This is a genomic window from Gluconacetobacter tumulisoli (assembly GCF_014174155.1).
GTDB classification, from domain to species: Bacteria; Pseudomonadota; Alphaproteobacteria; order Acetobacterales; family Acetobacteraceae; genus Gluconacetobacter; species Gluconacetobacter tumulisoli.
Genome location: NZ_JABEQM010000002.1, coordinates 302,897 through 319,388 on the forward strand (window position 1 = coordinate 302,897; position 16,492 = coordinate 319,388).

Annotated in this window: 20 protein-coding genes; all 20 read right to left on the reverse strand. The window is 71.1% G+C overall.

The window, feature by feature from the left end; translation table 11 throughout:
- Window positions 1-111: 111 nt before the first annotated feature.
- The 20 genes from HLH28_RS03750 to HLH28_RS03840 all read right to left on the reverse strand — a co-directional run bounded on the left by HLH28_RS03750 (window position 112) and on the right by HLH28_RS03840 (window position 16,454).
- Window positions 112-930: a discoidin domain-containing protein gene (locus tag HLH28_RS03750; RefSeq protein ID WP_246395641.1), complete on the reverse strand. Its 819-nt coding sequence runs from the start codon at window positions 928-930 to the stop codon at window positions 112-114.
- Window positions 927-1,385 carry a hypothetical protein gene (locus tag HLH28_RS03755; RefSeq protein ID WP_182954632.1) on the reverse strand — a complete coding sequence of 153 codons (459 nt, stop codon included), beginning with the start codon at window positions 1,383-1,385 and terminating at the stop codon, window positions 927-929. Before HLH28_RS03755 ends, HLH28_RS03750 begins: the two co-directional genes overlap by 4 nt.
- A complete protein-coding gene (locus HLH28_RS03760) occupies window positions 1,385-2,014 on the reverse strand; it encodes a hypothetical protein (protein WP_182954634.1) in 630 nt (209 codons plus the stop codon). Before HLH28_RS03760 ends, HLH28_RS03755 begins: the two co-directional genes overlap by 1 nt.
- Window positions 2,014-3,711, reverse strand: coding sequence for a hypothetical protein (locus tag HLH28_RS17960; RefSeq protein ID WP_246395672.1), 1,698 nt, complete (start codon window positions 3,709-3,711; stop codon window positions 2,014-2,016). Before HLH28_RS17960 ends, HLH28_RS03760 begins: the two co-directional genes overlap by 1 nt.
- Window positions 3,675-5,669 (reverse strand): hypothetical protein, encoded by a 1,995-nt coding sequence (locus HLH28_RS17965; RefSeq protein WP_246395642.1) that lies wholly within the window; start codon window positions 5,667-5,669, stop codon window positions 3,675-3,677. The genes HLH28_RS17960 and HLH28_RS17965 overlap by 37 nt, the downstream gene beginning before the upstream one ends.
- Before the next feature lie 6 nt (window positions 5,670-5,675).
- Window positions 5,676-6,650, reverse strand: coding sequence for a hypothetical protein (locus tag HLH28_RS03770; protein ID WP_182954638.1), 975 nt, complete (start codon window positions 6,648-6,650; stop codon window positions 5,676-5,678).
- Window positions 6,647-7,189 (reverse strand): hypothetical protein, encoded by a 543-nt coding sequence (locus HLH28_RS03775; RefSeq protein ID WP_182954642.1) that lies wholly within the window; start codon window positions 7,187-7,189, stop codon window positions 6,647-6,649. Before HLH28_RS03775 ends, HLH28_RS03770 begins: the two co-directional genes overlap by 4 nt.
- 59 nt (window positions 7,190-7,248) lie before the next feature.
- A complete protein-coding gene (locus HLH28_RS03780) occupies window positions 7,249-7,659 on the reverse strand; it encodes a hypothetical protein (protein ID WP_246395643.1) in 411 nt (136 codons plus the stop codon).
- Between the two features lie 108 nt (window positions 7,660-7,767).
- Window positions 7,768-7,974 (reverse strand): hypothetical protein, encoded by a 207-nt coding sequence (locus tag HLH28_RS03785; protein WP_182954646.1) that lies wholly within the window; start codon window positions 7,972-7,974, stop codon window positions 7,768-7,770.
- A gap of 87 nt (window positions 7,975-8,061) precedes the next feature.
- Complete coding sequence (locus tag HLH28_RS03790) at window positions 8,062-8,970, reverse strand: phage major capsid protein (protein WP_182954649.1); 909 nt, start codon at window positions 8,968-8,970, stop codon at window positions 8,062-8,064.
- Between the two features lie 97 nt (window positions 8,971-9,067).
- Window positions 9,068-9,622 carry a hypothetical protein gene (locus HLH28_RS03795; RefSeq protein WP_246395644.1) on the reverse strand — a complete coding sequence of 185 codons (555 nt, stop codon included), beginning with the start codon at window positions 9,620-9,622 and terminating at the stop codon, window positions 9,068-9,070.
- 391 nt (window positions 9,623-10,013) lie between these two features.
- Window positions 10,014-10,517: a hypothetical protein gene (locus HLH28_RS03800; protein WP_246395645.1), complete on the reverse strand. Its 504-nt coding sequence runs from the start codon at window positions 10,515-10,517 to the stop codon at window positions 10,014-10,016.
- Complete coding sequence (locus tag HLH28_RS03805; RefSeq protein WP_182954654.1) at window positions 10,514-11,497, reverse strand: hypothetical protein; 984 nt, start codon at window positions 11,495-11,497, stop codon at window positions 10,514-10,516. Before HLH28_RS03805 ends, HLH28_RS03800 begins: the two co-directional genes overlap by 4 nt.
- Entirely contained in the window at window positions 11,497-11,961 is a 465-nt protein-coding gene (locus HLH28_RS03810) for a co-chaperone GroES (protein WP_246395646.1), read from the reverse strand. The genes HLH28_RS03805 and HLH28_RS03810 overlap by 1 nt, the downstream gene beginning before the upstream one ends.
- Complete coding sequence (locus HLH28_RS03815) at window positions 11,961-12,143, reverse strand: hypothetical protein (protein ID WP_182954998.1); 183 nt, start codon at window positions 12,141-12,143, stop codon at window positions 11,961-11,963. Before HLH28_RS03815 ends, HLH28_RS03810 begins: the two co-directional genes overlap by 1 nt.
- Window positions 12,112-14,286, reverse strand: coding sequence for a co-chaperone GroES (locus HLH28_RS03820; RefSeq protein WP_246395647.1), 2,175 nt, complete (start codon window positions 14,284-14,286; stop codon window positions 12,112-12,114). Before HLH28_RS03820 ends, HLH28_RS03815 begins: the two co-directional genes overlap by 32 nt.
- Window positions 14,283-14,528: a hypothetical protein gene (locus HLH28_RS03825; RefSeq protein WP_182954658.1), complete on the reverse strand. Its 246-nt coding sequence runs from the start codon at window positions 14,526-14,528 to the stop codon at window positions 14,283-14,285. The genes HLH28_RS03820 and HLH28_RS03825 overlap by 4 nt, the downstream gene beginning before the upstream one ends.
- Window positions 14,528-16,009: a hypothetical protein gene (locus HLH28_RS03830; RefSeq protein WP_182954660.1), complete on the reverse strand. Its 1,482-nt coding sequence runs from the start codon at window positions 16,007-16,009 to the stop codon at window positions 14,528-14,530. Before HLH28_RS03830 ends, HLH28_RS03825 begins: the two co-directional genes overlap by 1 nt.
- The gene (locus HLH28_RS03835; RefSeq protein ID WP_182954663.1) at window positions 16,006-16,200 is read right to left on the reverse strand and encodes a hypothetical protein; all 195 of its coding nucleotides are present in this window, start codon (window positions 16,198-16,200) and stop codon (window positions 16,006-16,008) included. Before HLH28_RS03835 ends, HLH28_RS03830 begins: the two co-directional genes overlap by 4 nt.
- Window positions 16,197-16,454, reverse strand: coding sequence for a hypothetical protein (locus HLH28_RS03840; protein ID WP_182954665.1), 258 nt, complete (start codon window positions 16,452-16,454; stop codon window positions 16,197-16,199). The genes HLH28_RS03835 and HLH28_RS03840 overlap by 4 nt, the downstream gene beginning before the upstream one ends.
- Between the last annotated feature and the right edge of the window lie 38 nt (window positions 16,455-16,492).

Genomic DNA, 16,492 nt, shown 5'->3' on the forward strand with positions numbered 1-16,492 from the left:
CATGCGCGTCCCCTGCGGGAACGACGGATGATGGGCGATGCCTGTGCCCCGGACCACCATGTTAGCCCGCGGACCGGGATCGGAACAAGCCGCGAAAACCTGCCGCCCGGCTCACAATGTGGTCGGCAGCGGAATGGTCTTCGTCTGCAGCGCCGACGTGAACGCCCCGATATTGAACGTGCCCAGCTTGCGGAACGTCACGTCGTCGTCGCTGAACCACAGGTCGAACAGCTGCGGGGTCTGGACATACCAGGTGGCATCGTTCCGCGACGTCACGGAAATCTGCGCCGCGCCCACCGGAACCCCGTAATCGAACACGACGAACGGCGGCGGAGAATAATTGTTCGATCCCCAGATCGTTCCATTATTCCCGTCATAGAGATCGGACGGCGGCGCGCCGGAATAACTGTCGGTCGATGTCGACGCGACGGGAATCTGGCTGGCGCCCCCCACCGTCGCGGCAAGATAGCACTCCGCCATCGACGGGGGCTGCGTGCGCGTGGTCGCGATCATGTTGCCGATCGCCCAATAGCGATGCGCGCCCACGGCGCCCCCGCCCCCTTCCGGCGGCGCGGCCCAGGTCCCGTCGGCCCGCAGGAAATGCGCCGTGCCCCCGCCGCTGGCCGGCACGGCGCCCGGCAGGCCGGCGGTGAACGGCTGCACCAGCGCCGTCAGCTGCGCCGGCGTCAGCGCCGCGGCCGGGGCGGTGGCCCCGCTGGCATTGCCCAGCACCGTGCCGTTCGCCAGCGCCGGCACGCCCCCCGTCGTGCCGCAGGAAAACACCCCCGTCGCGGACACGTAGTTCAGATGGTTGCCCCCGCTGTCGGGGCAGGACGGCAGCTCGCCATGCCCGACCGGCCCCACGACCTGCGCGCGGGCGGGCAGCGCCAGCGCCAGCGCGCCGGCCAGGATCAGCAGGATCGTCTTCATTCCGAATACCATTGCGTTGCGTTGTTCTGCCAGAAAACGGCCGCGCCACCGGCCACGATGGCGGCCGGCACGTCCGCCGCCAGCGCATCGATCGCCCCCCCCGAAGGCGGATAGACCAGCAGCGGCGCGGCCCCGCGATTCAGCACCTTCCGCCAGGCGCCCACGCCCCCCGCCGCCAGGACGGCGCCGCTGCCCGCCGCCACGGTGGTGAACAGGTTCACATCCGCCGCCAGCACCAGCGCGCTGCCCTGCGTGGTCCCCGTCGCCGCCAGCGACCCGGCGAAGCTCTGCCCCGGCGGCGCCCAGGCCTGCCACGCCCCGTCCCAGGCATAGACCTGCCCGACATCGGTCGCGTAATAGAACCCCAGGCATCCGGCCGGCAGGCCCGGCGCCACCGGACGGTTCGCAAGGACGCCATAGCCGAAATAATCGGTAATCAGCGTGCTGTTGCCCATCAGACCGGCACTCCAATCGTCTGGCCCGACGGGTCGGTGATCATCCCGACGGGCGAGACATCGCCATTGACCAGCGGCAGCACGCCGCCCGTGCCGCCGCCCCCGGCGACCCAGCCATCCACCGTGCCGGCGCCCGCCCGCTTGGACCACAGCGCCCCCGCCGCACCCCCGTCGCGTTGCAGGTAGACATCGCCGACCCACCCCCCGACCCGCCCCGACGGCGTCCCGAACCCGTCGATCACCCGCGCCCCGTGATGCAGCACCACGACGTCGGCCGGCCCCCGGGGCGGCGGCGGCAGGTCAGGCCGCGCCACCGGCGGCACCTGCGGCGGGGCGGCCAGCATCGCCAGCAGCCGCGCCCCGGCCACGGCATCGCGCAGTCCCGGGGTGGCGTCCGGCGGCGGCGGGAACGCGGCCGGCAGCGTGACCGACACCGGCCCGTCGGCGGGAATGGCCGCCACCGGCACGCCCAGCGCCCGCGCGATTACCTCGACATTGCGCGCCGTCGCCTGCGTGGCCCCGCCCAGGCGCGACAGGAACTGGTACGCCGCCAGGGTCAGCCCCCGGGTGCCGGCATCGACGAACGGACGGTCGCCGATCGGCAGGGTCTGGCGCGGAGACGCGGGCATCAGTCCATCCCCGCGTCGGTGTCCAGATAGAACCCGATCAGGTTGCGCCGCACCGGGTCGGTCACCTGCAGGCGCAGCACCCGCTGCCGCGCCTGGCCCATCTTCAGCCAGCGCAGCCGCGTCAGGTACGCCCCCTGCCGCCCCATCGACCGCCACAGCCGCCGCGCGCTCCAGGTCCGCGCCCCGTCGTCGGACCAGTCCAGCATGATCTTCGGATCGGCCCCCGGCGGCGTGTCGCCACCCCCCGCGATGGCCACGTCACGGCTGCTGCCCGGCGGGTTCGACGACGCGGGCAGGATCGTCCCCGCCAGCGCGAAGGCACCGCCGCCGCCATGGTTGGTCGCGAAATCCGCCACCCCCGCCCCCGGCGACACGGTCAGGAACACCGGCGGCGCCTGGCCCAGCGGCAGGGACCCGTCCGACCCCGCATATTGCGCGCCGACCGCCGCGCTGCGGAACAGCGCCCGGTTCGCCGCCACCGACAGGTCGAACGGCGCCGCCGGCAGCCCGACGAACAGGTCGGCCAGCTGCGCCGCCGCGACCCCCAGCGTGCCGAAGCGCGTGCAGTACTGCGCCCCCGCCGGCAGCGGATAGCTGCCGACGGCCGAGCCGTACATATTGCCGAAGACCAGGATCTCCCCACCCCACGGACAGGCCACGGCATTGCGGTCCGCCCATTGCGCCCCGGCGGGCGGCGTCCCGTACCCCGGCCAGTCGGCGGCCGCGTCATAGGCCGCCCCCGACACCGGCGCGCCCAGCTGCGTCGCCGTCCCGCCGGCATAGGCGAACACCCGCACCGTGTCCCACAGCCCGGCATTGCCCAGATTGTCCCGGCTGTCCGACCGCCCGACCTTCAGGAACGTCACCAGCCACAGGTCCGCCCCCGCGACGGGCGTCAGCGACGGCTGGCCGCCATAGACATCCGTCCCCCCCGGCCGCCCCGTGGAGATGTAGCTGTATTCGTCGGCAAACGGGACCTGCGCGGCCCCGTCCCCATCCACCCAGTTCGCATTGTCGATGCTGTACATCGGCAAGGTGCCGGCAAAGGACGTCGCGGCATTCCCCGCGAAATGCGCGCCCGCCAATGCGTCGTAGCTGACGGCCCCCATCGCGATCTTCACCATCGCGCCGCCGGGGCAGGCCGGCCCGATGACATTCAGCAGCTCGGTATTGGCATTGACGCCCGCGCTGGCGTTCGCCGCCATGTCGCCCCGGCTGAAATACAGGTAATGGTTCGTCCCGCCCTGGCCGTCCGGCAGGAAGAAGCCGACATTGCCGTTATAGCCATACTGGACCAGCAGATTGTTGCCCAGCGACGCCGGATAGCCATATTCGATGACCGGCACCTGGCACGCCGCCCAGCCCGCCAGATTGCCCAGCCCCGGATACAGCCCGCCGAACCCGCCCGATCGCGCCGCGCCCCCGATGATCTGCGCGATGCTGGGATAGACCAGGACGACTTTCGGCGGCCCCGGATAGGCGTTCTGGTAGGACAGGATCGGATCGTCGATCGTCTGGTTCCCCGCCAGGAAGCAGACATTGTCGCCATAGATCGGCCCCGGGCCGCCCACGTCGTTATAGACGAACCCCTGGAACTCCGGCGCGCCGCCCGCGCCGTCGACGGCATAGAGGGCGATCCCGCACCAGTACGCGCCGGCATTCATCCCCACGGCCAGGTACCGGCCCTGCAGCAGCACCGTGCAGCCTTCACGCTGAACGACGACATGGTCACCTGCGGCGCCACGCCCAGGACATCCGCCTGCACCGTGCCCGGCGCCAGCGTCCAGGCGACCGCCCCCGCCGGCGACACGGCGTTGATCGTGCCGCCGGACTGCGAAATCATGTTGCCGCACCGGTCCGGTTGCAGCGACACATTGCTCCACCCGGCGCCGGTCCCCGCCGTATGCCCGCCGAACGCCGGATCCGACACCACGCCCGCCGCCCCGGCCGTCCCGGTGGACGGCCCGATCCACCACGGCCGCGCCGCCGGATTGCCCACCGGCGCGCACGACGCCCAGTTCACCGACGCCGGCACCAGCGCCACCCCGTCCACATACAGCTGCAGCATCCGCGTCGCGGGCGACAGCGACATCTGCACGTTCGTCCACCCGTCCCACCCGGCACAGGCATAGGACGCCGCCACCACCGGGTTGCCCACGACATCCGCCGCCGTCACCACGATCCGCGCCGAGGCCGCCGGGTCGTTCACCAGCAGGATCGAAAATCCCGGCCCCCCGTCGCCCGGCCCCCCGTCGCTCGGCTCCCCGTCGCCCGGCCCCGCATTGCCGATCAGCACCCCGCCCACCGGCCCGCCCCCCGGCAGGCAGGTCCACAGATTCACCAGCAGGTTCGCGATCGAGGCCGGGGTCCCCGCAGGCGCGCCCGCCCGCGCCAGGGCGCCCGGCGTCACCATCAGCGCGCCGGCCGGCTGGTACGGCACCTGCATCGTGCGCGGCCCCGCCGGCAGCCCCACCCCGGTTTCCACGTCCAGCTCGAACCGCCGCATGAACACCCGCCGGCGCGCGTCATGGACCGGCGGCGCGGCCAGCAGCCCGCGCATCGTCGCCCCCAGCTCGGTATAGACCGCGCCGTTCAGCTGCCCGACGGTCCCGGTCAGGCAGTCGCCGACCAGGATGCGATCGTACGCCATGACGGCATTGTTGCCGCGCCAGCGCCCGATCGAACTGTCCGCACCACATCCCGTCCAGGATTCCCGCTCGTGCCACAGGCCGGTGGCGACGTCATAGACCCAGCTCGCCGGCGCGCCGGGAAACAGCAGGGTGACGAATTTATGCCCCCCGAACGTGTAGCTGAAGCACCGCGCATCGCGCATGCGCGGATAGGCCTGCCATGCCCCCTCGGTCGCATGGGTGGAAATCCGCATGGGCTGGAATCCGTTCAGCCGATAGAACATCCCGTCGTCGCCCAGGAAGAAGACGGTATTGTCCTCCTGGCAATGGGCATGCGGCCCGGCGATGCCGCGCTGGATGAACGCCCCGTCGAAGCGCTGGAACGGGAAAGCCGGCGGCGCATTGCCCGCGTCGTACCACACCTCGGTCCGCGCCGCCCCGAACAGCAGAAGCTGCTCATGCGTGTTCACGATCGCCAGCAGCGGGTCGGCCGTCGCCTCCTTGGACGCGAACATCGTCCCGTCGAACGGCACCACCCCCGCCTGCGGCGACAGGAAGAATTCCTGCGTCCCCGACCGGTTGAACACGAAATAGGTATCGAAATACACGACATTGTCGGCCGGATAAAAATTCGGATCGACGATCTGCCGCACGCCGCCGGCCGCCGAATAGAACCAGCCGGATTCCCCATCGACCCAGACCAGCTCGACGCCGTTGGTATCCATCGACACCGGCCCGGTCACGAAGCACGTCCCCAGCTCGACCGACGACCCGTCCGCATCGACCTGGTACAGCGCCTGGCCCGACACCACGTACAGCACCCCGCCCATCATGCACATGCCCTGGACCGGCCCCGCCCCGCATTGCGCGAACGCCACCATCCCCGGACAGCCCCAGGCCGCAACCGGGGATTTCGCATCCGTGGGCGCGCATTCGGCATAGAAATTGACGCAGCGCTGCGCATCCAGCGCCACGGACCGCGCCTGGTACGATTGCGCCGCGAAGGGCACCGCCTGCACCGCCATGGCCCGCTACCCCGACCGCCCGGCCGGGCCCGCGCCCGCGCCGAACAGCACCGACTGCGGCTCGCGGTCCCAGGCCTGCGCCAGCGCCAGCTTTTCCGCCGCCAGCGCCGCGATCATCGCAAAGCGCGGCGCCGGGCAGTCGTATTCCGGCGCCAGTTCCCGCGCCAGGTTGTAGCGCAGCACCGAAATCCACTCCTGCGGCAGGTCGGCGGTATCCGCCTGGCTGGTGAAATCCTGCAACGGACGCTGCGCGGTAAAGGCCAGCGCGCTCCGACTGTCCGACGGCGCCGGCCACACATGCACCACCCCCGCCCCCAGCTGCGGGTCGTAGAAGAACTGCGTCACCGTCCCCGGCGTCGTCTTGTTCGGCACGCTGGCGTAATCCAGCCGCGACATCGGCACGACCGGGATCTCGATCGCCTGCCCGCCGGGCGGCGCGAACTGGTACCGCCGCGCGCCGGGTACCCGCAGCGGCCGCACCAGCGGCGCGGCATACCCCACGCACATCGCCCCCGCGCCCGCCTGCGACGGCAGCGGCGCGGCCAGCGACAGGATTTCGCCCACGACCGCCACCACGGACGTCCAGAAAATCGTGCCCGCGTCCAGCCAGATGCCGATCCGGTCGCCCGCCCCCATCCCGTCCGCCGACGCCGGCACGATCTGCGCCGCGCCGGCCGCCGCCGTCACCGCCAGCGCGCCCCGCACCCAGCCGTCGCCGGTCGTCGCCGCATCGGGCGACCCCGGCCCCAGCCGATAGCGCACCTGCCCCGGCTGCAGGAACAGCATGCAATCCTCCTCCGCCCACACATGGATGCCCGAGGCCTGCCACGTCTTGACCATGCCGTTCAGCGCCTCCAGCGCCTCCTGGTACTCGCCCGCCCCCGGCGTCTCGCCCTGCGCGATGGCCGACAGCAGCCGCAGCGCGCCGTTGATGATGCTGGCGGTGCCGGGATTCCAGCTCGCCGTGCCGCTGGTCGTCATGCCGCCGATCCCCCCGATCCGGGCCCGTTCGATCCGGACGAGTTCGATCCGGGCCAGTTCAGCGCCGGCCCCGGCGCGCTGACATCCAGCACCATGTTCCGCGCGTCCTCGCCCGCCATCCCCGCCGGCGCCGGCAGCGGCGCGGCCAGCGCGATCGTCGTGCCGGCGCGCGATACCACCTGCGTCGTGAAATTCACGCCGCTGTCCAGCATGATCTGCACCCGGTCCCCCACCGCGATCCCGTCGGCGCAGGCAACGACGATCGCCGCCGCCCCCGCCGGCGCCGGCACGGCCACCCACGTGCCCACCATCATGAAACGGACGGCCTGGCGCGGCCGGGCGACATCGACCGTCTGGTCGTCGACCACCCCGCGCACGAAATCCTGCGGCTGCTGCGCTTCCCACCGCCGGCGGTCCACCAGCGCCTGCCCGGTCTGCCCGCCGGGAATGCGCCGCGCCCCCGACCGCCGGATCTTGAACCCCGACAGATCGTCCAGCACGTAATGATCGCCCGGACTGTAGAACCAGCGTTCCGTCACCCGCGTCCCCTCCTGCCCATCAGCCCCCGCCCGGCGCGCACCGTCACGCCCTCACACCGTCACGCCTGCGGCACGCCCTTGACCATCTCCAGCTCCAGGGTGAACGCGCTGCCCGCCGCCGCCCCGATGGTGGTCAGCAGGATCGATCCCGTGGCCCCCGGCGCCTTCGGGTTCGGGATGCCCTGCAACCGCCGGAAATCCAGATGGCCGAACCCCGACAGCGTCGCCAGGTCCACCGGATCCGTCGCCTCCCATTGCAGGCGCACGACCATCCCATGCACGTCATAGGCGATGCGCCGCACCTTCAGATGCACCCCCGGCGCCTGCCCCCCGACCGAAAAGGCGATGGACTGCGCATCCACGATCTTCACCGCCGCCAGCCCGCTCCCGTCGCTGACATCCGTCAGCTTGACGATCAGGTTGCGCGGCCCGTTCGCCATCACCTGCGACGTCACGCTCTCCGCCATCATGTTCCCCCTTCACCGCCCGGCCCGCGTCTTCGACGACCGAAGCGCGCACCCAGGCCCGCACGGAAAACGCGCGCCGGCTCCCCGCCGGCGCGCCCTCCGGAACGGCCCTCAGGCCCGCCGGCCGCCCTTGCGCCCGGCACGCGCCGCCGCCGTCACCTTGGCCGGCGCGTGATAATGGTGATGGTGATGGATCTGCACCCCACCCGCGCGCCCGCCCGTCGCCGCATCCGCAACCGGGGCGGCACGCCGCGCCGCCATCGCGCCGGCCCCCTTGGCGCCGGTCCGGTTCTTCTTCACGCTCATCGTCTGCTCCATCGTTTTTTTCAAATCCTCAGGGCTCCGCCCTGAAACCCGCCAAAGGCGGTCGCCTTTGGAAACCGGTCACGATCGGGGGGCCCGACCTCACACGCCCGGCGTGCCGTACAGCCCGCGCCAGTCCGCCCAGTAGCCCGAATACCGCTCGTAGCAGGCGGCCTTGGCGTTCCGCGTGTCGAAATCGTTGTCCTGGTCGAACGAGATCGGATCGCGCTCGAAATAGGTCAGCGAATTGGGCACGTTGGTCCGGATGAACCACGCCGTCTGGCTGGTGAAGTAATGGTTCAGCTTGATGCCTTCAGGGAACGCGTTCGTCGCGCGCAGCACGTTGACGGCATTGTTCGCCGTGTCGTTCTGCAGCACCGAATTGCAGATCCGGTTGGCCTCGAACCACAGCGCCGACGGCACGTTCAGCGTGCGCGGCAGGGCCGAGATCCGCATCCCCCGGTTGTTCTGGCACTGCATGATCTGCACCGTCAGGTCCTCGACCGCCGCCTCCGACAGATCGGCCGCCGTGGCCAGCAGGTTCGACTGCATGCCCGACAGCGTCGGATGCTGGCCGGACACCAGCGACACCCCGTCCCCCCCCGGCGCCGAGGCCGAGAACGCCATGTTATAGATCCCGGCCAGCACGTTTTCCTTGGTCTGGCGCATGGAAAACGCCAGCTGCGCCGCCCGCCGCTTGGACACGACCTCGTACAGATTGTCGCGCAGCTCCTCGTACGTGACGACATAGCCCAGGGCATACGCCACATGCGTGAAGCGGCTGACCGACCCCTGCGCCTCGACATCGTAATAGATCTGCTGGCCCTGCGGCTTGACCGGCGCCAGGCCGAAGCCGGTAATCTCGACCTCCTCCTCATACGCCTTGTCCGAAGTCTGCCTGTCGAACAGATCCAGATATTCGACGCGATGCTCGTCGTAGCTGCGTCCCCACCACGCCTTGATCCCGGGCCACAGCGCCTTGGGATGCGCGCCAGTCGTAATAACGGCCATTGAAATCGCTCCTCAGCCCGCGCGACGAAATCGCGCGTCCTGCTCGATGTTTTTCACGATCGCGATGCCTCCTGAACCACGCCGGAGGCCCGCCGCCTCAGATCCCGGTCGGGCTGGTGACGGCATGCAGGTTGATCCGCACCAGCCATTTCGCGTTCGCGCCGATCGCATTGTCGATCGACTGGTACGCCCGCAGGATCCGCACCTGCAGCGTCGCCGCGGTGCCCAGGCTGGCCGACTGCAGCTGCCAGCCGGAAAACCCGCTGACCGTCGACCCCGCCCCGGCCACCAGGTCGGCGTTCTTCGACACCGCACCGGCCGCCAGCGCCCCGCCGACCGAATCTTCCTGCACTGCGAACACAAGGTTCGGATCGTCGGCGACATAGACATACGCCGCCTGCCCCGCCGGCAGGTACGGCGCCTGGTTCTGCACCACCGGCAGAACCAGCTCGCCGGCGTTGTTGGCCACGCCCTGCATCGCCCCGGTGATGACGCCCGATCCCCCGGCGGTGGCGATGCCCACTCCCGGCACGCCGTTCGCATCGGCGACACCATCCAGCGCCACCAGCGGATCGCCGATGAACAGCGGCGTGGGATTGCTCGCGGGCACATAATAGACCTGCACGCCGCCATTGTACGGCGCACCGGACATGTAGGATAACGGCCGAAGGCCGCTCGCAATATTCGAATTCATCTGGCAGGACCCCTGCACGAGTGATGGAACGGCGCATGCGCCGCAAGGTCGATGCCTGTGCCTCAGGGCTCCGATGCGAAGGCCAGGGCGTTGCCCTTGACCCATCCCCTTGGAAACCCGGGACGTCACGAAACGAACGGGATGCAAGGGCCGAGGCCCCTGCCGGGTTCGGGCAGCGCCCGATTTTCCTTGTCCCATATAACTTGGTACCTACGGGGCTCCCCCCGAAACCCGCCAAAGGCAATCGCCTATGGATCGGGGTCCAGGGCCTCAGGCCCTGGCGGGTTCGGGCAAAGCCCGAATCCTGTTCATTGCCTGTACCGTACCTGCCCCCCCGATCCCGCCCGCCTCAGCGGCGTTCCTCGCGGATGGTGATCCCGACATCGCGCGGCACGTACTGGGCAGTGCGGTCGGCGCCGGTCGGCCCGCCGGGGACGCGGCCCTGCCTGATCTGGGCCAGCAGTTCCTGCTGCTGGGCCTCCTGCGCGGCCATGTCTTCCCGATACCATTCCATCGGTATTTCCATCAGGTACGCCGTCAGCGCCCCGCCGCCGCGTGCGACGCCGACGGTCATGCTGACGGGCCTGCCGCTGTCGTCGTCGACCTGGGTATAGCCCGCCTCCTGCGCGCGGGCGATGCGGCCGGGCTCGTCGTTGAACCAGTGCCGGTGGTATCCCTCCCTGTCGGGATAGGCCAGTTTCTGCTCGCGCGTGCCGAACGGCTTGCGCACGGCCGCCCCGCGCCGCCCCGCCGGCCCGGCACCGGGTCCCGCGTCCGGCATTCCGGCCGACGCCCCCGCCGCACGCGGCCGCGCGCCCTCGGCCGGCCCGCGCCGGCGCTGCTCGTCGCTCATCCTTCGTTCTCCCAGTAATAGGCCGCCCATTCCTCGCGGGTCAGCGGCTGCCCCTTGCCCGACAGGGCGCGGGCATAGCGGTCGAATTCCCGGCGCACCTCGGCCGGCAGCGCGTCGAACCCGCGCGGGTTGGCCGGCCGCACGGCCTCGGTGCGCGACGGGCTGACGGCGGCGGGTGCGGCGCGACGCGCGTTCTCGAACAGGGCGGGATGCAGCTGCCGCACCTTGCGCCGGGTGATCTCCAGCCGTTCCGACAGCGGCAGGCGCGGATGCTGCCGGTCCACCGCCGCGTGGATCGCGATCGCGTCCTGCCGCGCCTCCTCATGCGTGCCGAACCACGGATTCGCCTGCATGAAGGCCGAGATTTCCGGCGGCACCGCCCCCGCACCCGTCCCGGCGCCGCTTCCACCGCCCGCGCGCGCCGGGGATGGGGATGGGGCCGGCTCCGGCGCGGCCGCCGGCCGGGCGGGCGGCGCGCTCTCGCGCAGGTCCTGCAATTCCTGCTCCGCGACGGCGAAGGCCCGGGTGTCGCCGTCGGCCACCGCCCGCTGCCGGCGGGATTCGATCTCCTTCATCGCCCGGCCCAGGGCACGCTCGTCGGCCCGGCGCGCGCGCTCGGTCAAATCGACCAGCGCCTGCCGCGTCTCGCGCAGTTCCGCCTGCACCGCGCCATAGCGGCTGTCCAGCGTGCGGTAATTCTGTTGCAGCACCGGCAACAGCGTCATGCCCCGCTCCAGGAACTGCTCGGCGGGCCGCCAGTTGGCCGGATCGCCGCGAAACGCCTCGCGCGGCACCCAGCCCATGCGCCGCGCCTGCGCCTCGACATCCAGCGCCAGCGGCGCCGGGGGCACAGGACCGGGCGCGGCAGCCTCGGACGCGGCCTCCCCCGCCGCCCCGGCCCCGCCCTCCATCGCCGCGCCGCCCGCCACGGGCAGCTCGTCCACCGGCGCGGGCCGCGCATCGCCATGCATATCCGACATCAGACCGTTCCTTCCATCATCCCGTCATTTCCCGAATCTGCACCGGCACCGGCACCGGCATCAGCATCGACATCGGCACCGACGCCGATCGCCGCGATGCAGCGCTGCGACATCAGCCGGTACATCCGCCCGTCCTCGCCCTTCAGCAGCTGCCCGGCATAGCGCTCGAAATAGACCCGGTCGCCCGGACGCGGGATGCGCCCCTCCCACTGCCGCGTCCCGTCGTCGTTCCAGCGGAACGCCGCCGGTCCCACGGCGATGACGGTGCCGTGCTCGGCGGCCAGGGTCTGCCGCTCGACATACTCGGCCGGCAGCTGCACCGCCCCGCTGGTGATGTCGGCATGAATGTCCGCCAGCACCAGGATCTTGTCGTCCAGCGGCACGTACCCCGCCCGGTTCACCCCGTCCCAGTCCGAAACGACATATTCCTGCCGGTCGAGTTTCAGAATCCGTCCCTCACGCATCACACATCGTCCCCGCCGTAGAATGTCCGCAGCACGTCCCGGTCCAGCCCGGCGATCTCGCCGGCCAGCAGGCTCCGCCCCCGCGTCTCGTGTTCCTGCGCCAGCACCAGCGTGCCGGCGCGCCAGTGCCCCAGCATCCCCTGCTCCAGGCTATCGCGGTAATCCCCAAGGAACAGCAGCACCGCCCGCGTCACCGGATGGTGCCGCCATGCCTGGAAATCCCCCTCGGTCAGGTCCGCCAGCGCCGCCCGGCGCCGGTCGCGAACCTCCTGCCGGTCCGTCCCTTCCGGTGTCGGCCGATCCGTCATCTCCGAACTCCTCACGCCATGCCTCCAGGTCCGCCAACGCCCCGTCCACCGCCCCCCGGTCGTCCCCGCCCCCCGCATCGGCGCCCGCGCCGGCATCCGCATCGGCCTCCGCCTTGCGCGCCTGCGCCAGCCGCAGGATCGCCCCCGCCAGCGCCTCGATCTCCTGCACCCGCTGGCGGCCCGCGCTCGCCGCCCCCTCGCGCGCCTCGCGCCGGACGCGCAGCGCCAGGTCCTGCGCCCGGCTCACGGCGTCCAGGTCCGGCGCCGGCCGGTCGCGCAGCACGCGCCCCACCTCGCCGATCGCGGCAGCGTCGAAGGCACGGCGGCGGATCTCATGCCCGTCGCACCAGGGGTCGTCCTTGAACGCCAGCAGGAAGTTGGCCCGCGCCAGCTTCTGCATGTCGGTGACGATCTCCGGGTCCGATACCGGCTCCACCCCGCTGCCCTGCTCGTAGTCGGCGCGGGTGACGCGGAAATAATCCGCCCCGACCCGAAACCCCACCTCGTCGGGCAGGTAGATCCGGTTCAGCCGGTACAGCTTCCGGAACTCGGCCCCCAGGCTGCGATGCACGCGCTTGAAGATGGCGCTGAACACCTTCAGCCCCTGCTGGATCACCGCCAGCCCCAGCACCCCCGGCGTGTTGCCGCCCGGCATCGCGCCCGACAGGATGTCCTTCACCGACGCGATCTCCCGCCCCGCATCGACCAGGAAGGTCAGAAGCTGGAACAGCACCGGGTTCGGCCCCGGAAAGGCCAGCGGCACCAGGTTCTCGCGCAGCGCCGCCCCCGGCGCGTTCACCACCTTGTATTCGCCCACCTGGAACCGCACCGACCCCGCATTCAGCGACAGGCCCGACCCGATGAACCCGCCTCCCGCGTTCGCCAGGTGGGCGGCGTCGAACATCTGGTTCAGGCTGGTGTTCACCGCCTCGTTCAGCGGATGCAGCAGGGTGCCGAACCCGATGTCGTAGATCGCCGAGTCCGGCGACGGGATGAACGGAAACTTGGTGTAGTACGGCACCGGGTCGATCCGGCGGATGCGATGGTCGGCCGCGCCGAACATCACCCCCTCCATGTCGTACCCCGCCACGATGCGCGCCAGCCGCCCGGAATCGCGCGCGATCGTCACGATATAGGGCTCGGCATAACCGTCCTCGTCCAGGTCGATGCGCCGATGCTGCTCCAGGAACGTCACCGGCGCGTCGTCGTCGGGCGACGCATCGTGGTTGCACCCGTACTCGTCGTCCAGGAACAGGCCCGCGCGGATGCGCTCCTGCACCTCCCACGGGTACAGGTCGATCTCCTCGGTGATGCGCGGCGCGGTGGCGAACGATTTGGCGTTGTAGTCGATGCACAGCCGCAGCGGATCGACCGTCTCGCTGACATTGCGCTGCAACGCCGGGTCGAAATAGGTCTTGCGGAACATCACGCCGACGATGGACAGTTTCAGCAGCAGCTTGTCGGTCTGCTCCTCCCACTCCTCCATCTCGTCCAGCACCTGCCAGCTCATGTGCCGGCCGATCGCATCCGCCCGCGTCCGCAGCGCCCCCGGCGGCACCAGCCAGACCGGCGCGCCGTCCGGCCCCGCCAGCGGCCGGCCGGGGCACAGCGGGTCCATCGCCGGCACCCCGTCGTCGCGGCCCAGCACCGTGCCCCGCACCACGTCGCGGTCGCGCACGATCGCCGGATAGGCCCGCGCCGCGAACTGCACCGCCGCGATCGTCAGCAGCGGGAAGATGACGTTCGACGCCCCCGGCCAGGGATAGGTCTTGGGCTCGGCCACCTGCTGCGCCAGGTCCAGCCAGCGGCGGTATTTTTCCTTCCACGGGCCACGGCTGGCGTCGTCCATGTCGTATTCCCGCCGCACCCGCTGCGCGATGGCGGCACGCGTCTCCCCGTCCAGCTCCACGGCGATGTTCGGGCTCTCGATCCAGCGCCGCAGACGCCGGGCCTGTTCCATGTCCGGCCCCCCGGCCGCATCCCCGGCCAGGACGTCATCCACCTCCCCCGCGCTCATGCCCGCCCCCCGGCCGCGAACTCGCCGCAGACATGCTCGGGCACCACCGGCGGAAAGGTCGCGAAGGGCTGCGGCGCCAGCTGCCCCACGCGCGGCGCGGGCTGCGGCACCATCACCACCGTCACCTGCGGCGGATAGCGCCGGCAGACGACATCCGGCCCCTCCAGCCCGTGAAACCGGCACTGCCGGCAACTGCGCGCCGCCCCGGGCCGGGCGCCCGCCGGTATGATCAGTCCCGCCATCAATACCCCGTCACGCTCGATCGCGTCCGGTCGTCCGCCGGATGCGCGTTGAAATCCTTGTCCCCGTCCCCCGCGCCGGCCTCGGCAAAGCGCAGCGACGGGCCGAACAGCCGGGTCGCCACGTATTGCAGCGCGTCGGTGACGTGCGACCACCGGTTCTTCTCCGGCCGGTCGGCATGGCGCTCGCCGCCCACCTGCATGCGGCGGTAGCGGTAGCCGCCCATCAGCGCCCGCCGCAGCATCCTGCAGCGCGGATGCAGCAGAAATCCCGGCTGCGCCCCGTCCACCAGCGTCCGCAACGGCCTGCGCACGCTCTCCAGCCGGATCGCCAGCCCCTGCTGCCCCGGCTCGATCGCGATGCCCTTGGCATGCAGGATCTCGAAACACGTCCGCTCGTCGGTCTGCGCCCGTTGCGTGCCCGCCGGGTCGCCCACGTCGATGAAGACGCTGCGCGGGTAATGCCGCGCCGAATGCTGCATCACCTCGTCCGAAAACCGGTCGATGCCCATCGACGACGACACCAGCTCGTCCACCACGATCCACTGCCCCGACGGCAGCACCTGGCTCCACACGCACGCCGGCGTCAGCCCGAAATCCCACCCGCGATAGATCGGCAGGTCCGGCACCGTCCGGCATTCGGCGCAATGGAACCCGTCGGCATATTCCGCGAAGACCGGCCTGCCATCCATGACGAAGCCATAGTCCCCGTCGATATAGACCTTGACCCACTCGTCGCTTTTCCCGACCGCCAGCCTCTGGTAATAGGCCGGCGGCAGGTTCTCCAGGTTCTCGGCCCCGGCACTCAGCCCGCCCGGCTGGCGGAACAGCCGCGCAAAGCCGTCCGCCGTCATCCCCGGCAGGCCCGCGGCCAGCGCCGCGATGGCCGCGCTGTGGTCCTGCTCCTCGAAAAACCGGAACCAGTCCGATTCCGCATCCGGCGGGTTGGTGTCCATGATCAGGCCCGACCACGTCGCGCCCCCGTCGCGCCGCGCCGGATAGCGCCCCACGCGCCCCTGCACCGCCTCGACGATCGCCCACGGCACCTCGCGCGCCTCGTTGATCCACGCCCCCGTCAGCTCCAGCGACAGCAGGTTGCCCACCTGGTCGGGCCGGTCCAATGCCCGGAACAGGAATTCGATCTCGACCGGCGCGTCATCCCCCTCGTTCCGCATCCGGTCGATGACGTAGGAATGATCCGTCGGCTTCCACCGCCCGAACCGCGCCGGCGGAAACCACTGGTGCACCGTCCGGATCGTGGTATCCTCAAGCTGGCGGTAGGAATTTCGGATCACCGCCCACCGGCTGCGCCGCACCCCGTCCGGCCCCGGCGCCTGCCGCAGCCCGCGCAGGATGATCTCCCACACGCAACCCGAACTCTTGCCCGACCCGAACGGCCCCATCAGCCCGCGCACGAAGGCGTCCGACGCCATGAACGCCCGCACCGTCGGCACCGCATCCCGGTTGTACGACAGCGCCGTCATCGCCGCGCCTCGTCCTCCGCCACCCGTTCGGGCGCCACACACCCCGGCATCATCCCCGCCTCCGCCAGCGCATTTCCAAACCGCGCCACATCGAACGCCGGATGATCCCCCGAATCCGCCCGGCCGGGCACATACGCCCCGCCGGCCGCCACATCCGCCGCCGCCTGCGCCGGACGGCGGCCGCCGCTCATCGCGTCCGGCCGTCCCGCCGCCCGGCGCGATGCGGCCCATGGTCGGGCGCGGCCGGCGCCGGCATCCGCCCGCCGCCCCGCGACAGGGGCGGCGCGCACCCCCGCGCGCCATCGTCCAGCACCGCGCCGGTGCGCGCGCGGTCCGGGCTCTCCCGCCCGCCATTCACCCGCGCCAGGGGCTGGATGCCGAAATCCGCCGCCTCGTCGGGAACCCGCCCGGTCTCGGCCATCTGCTTGTGCTGGCGAATCGCCATGCTTCCATCCCCATTCTTGAAAACCGCATGCCGGATCT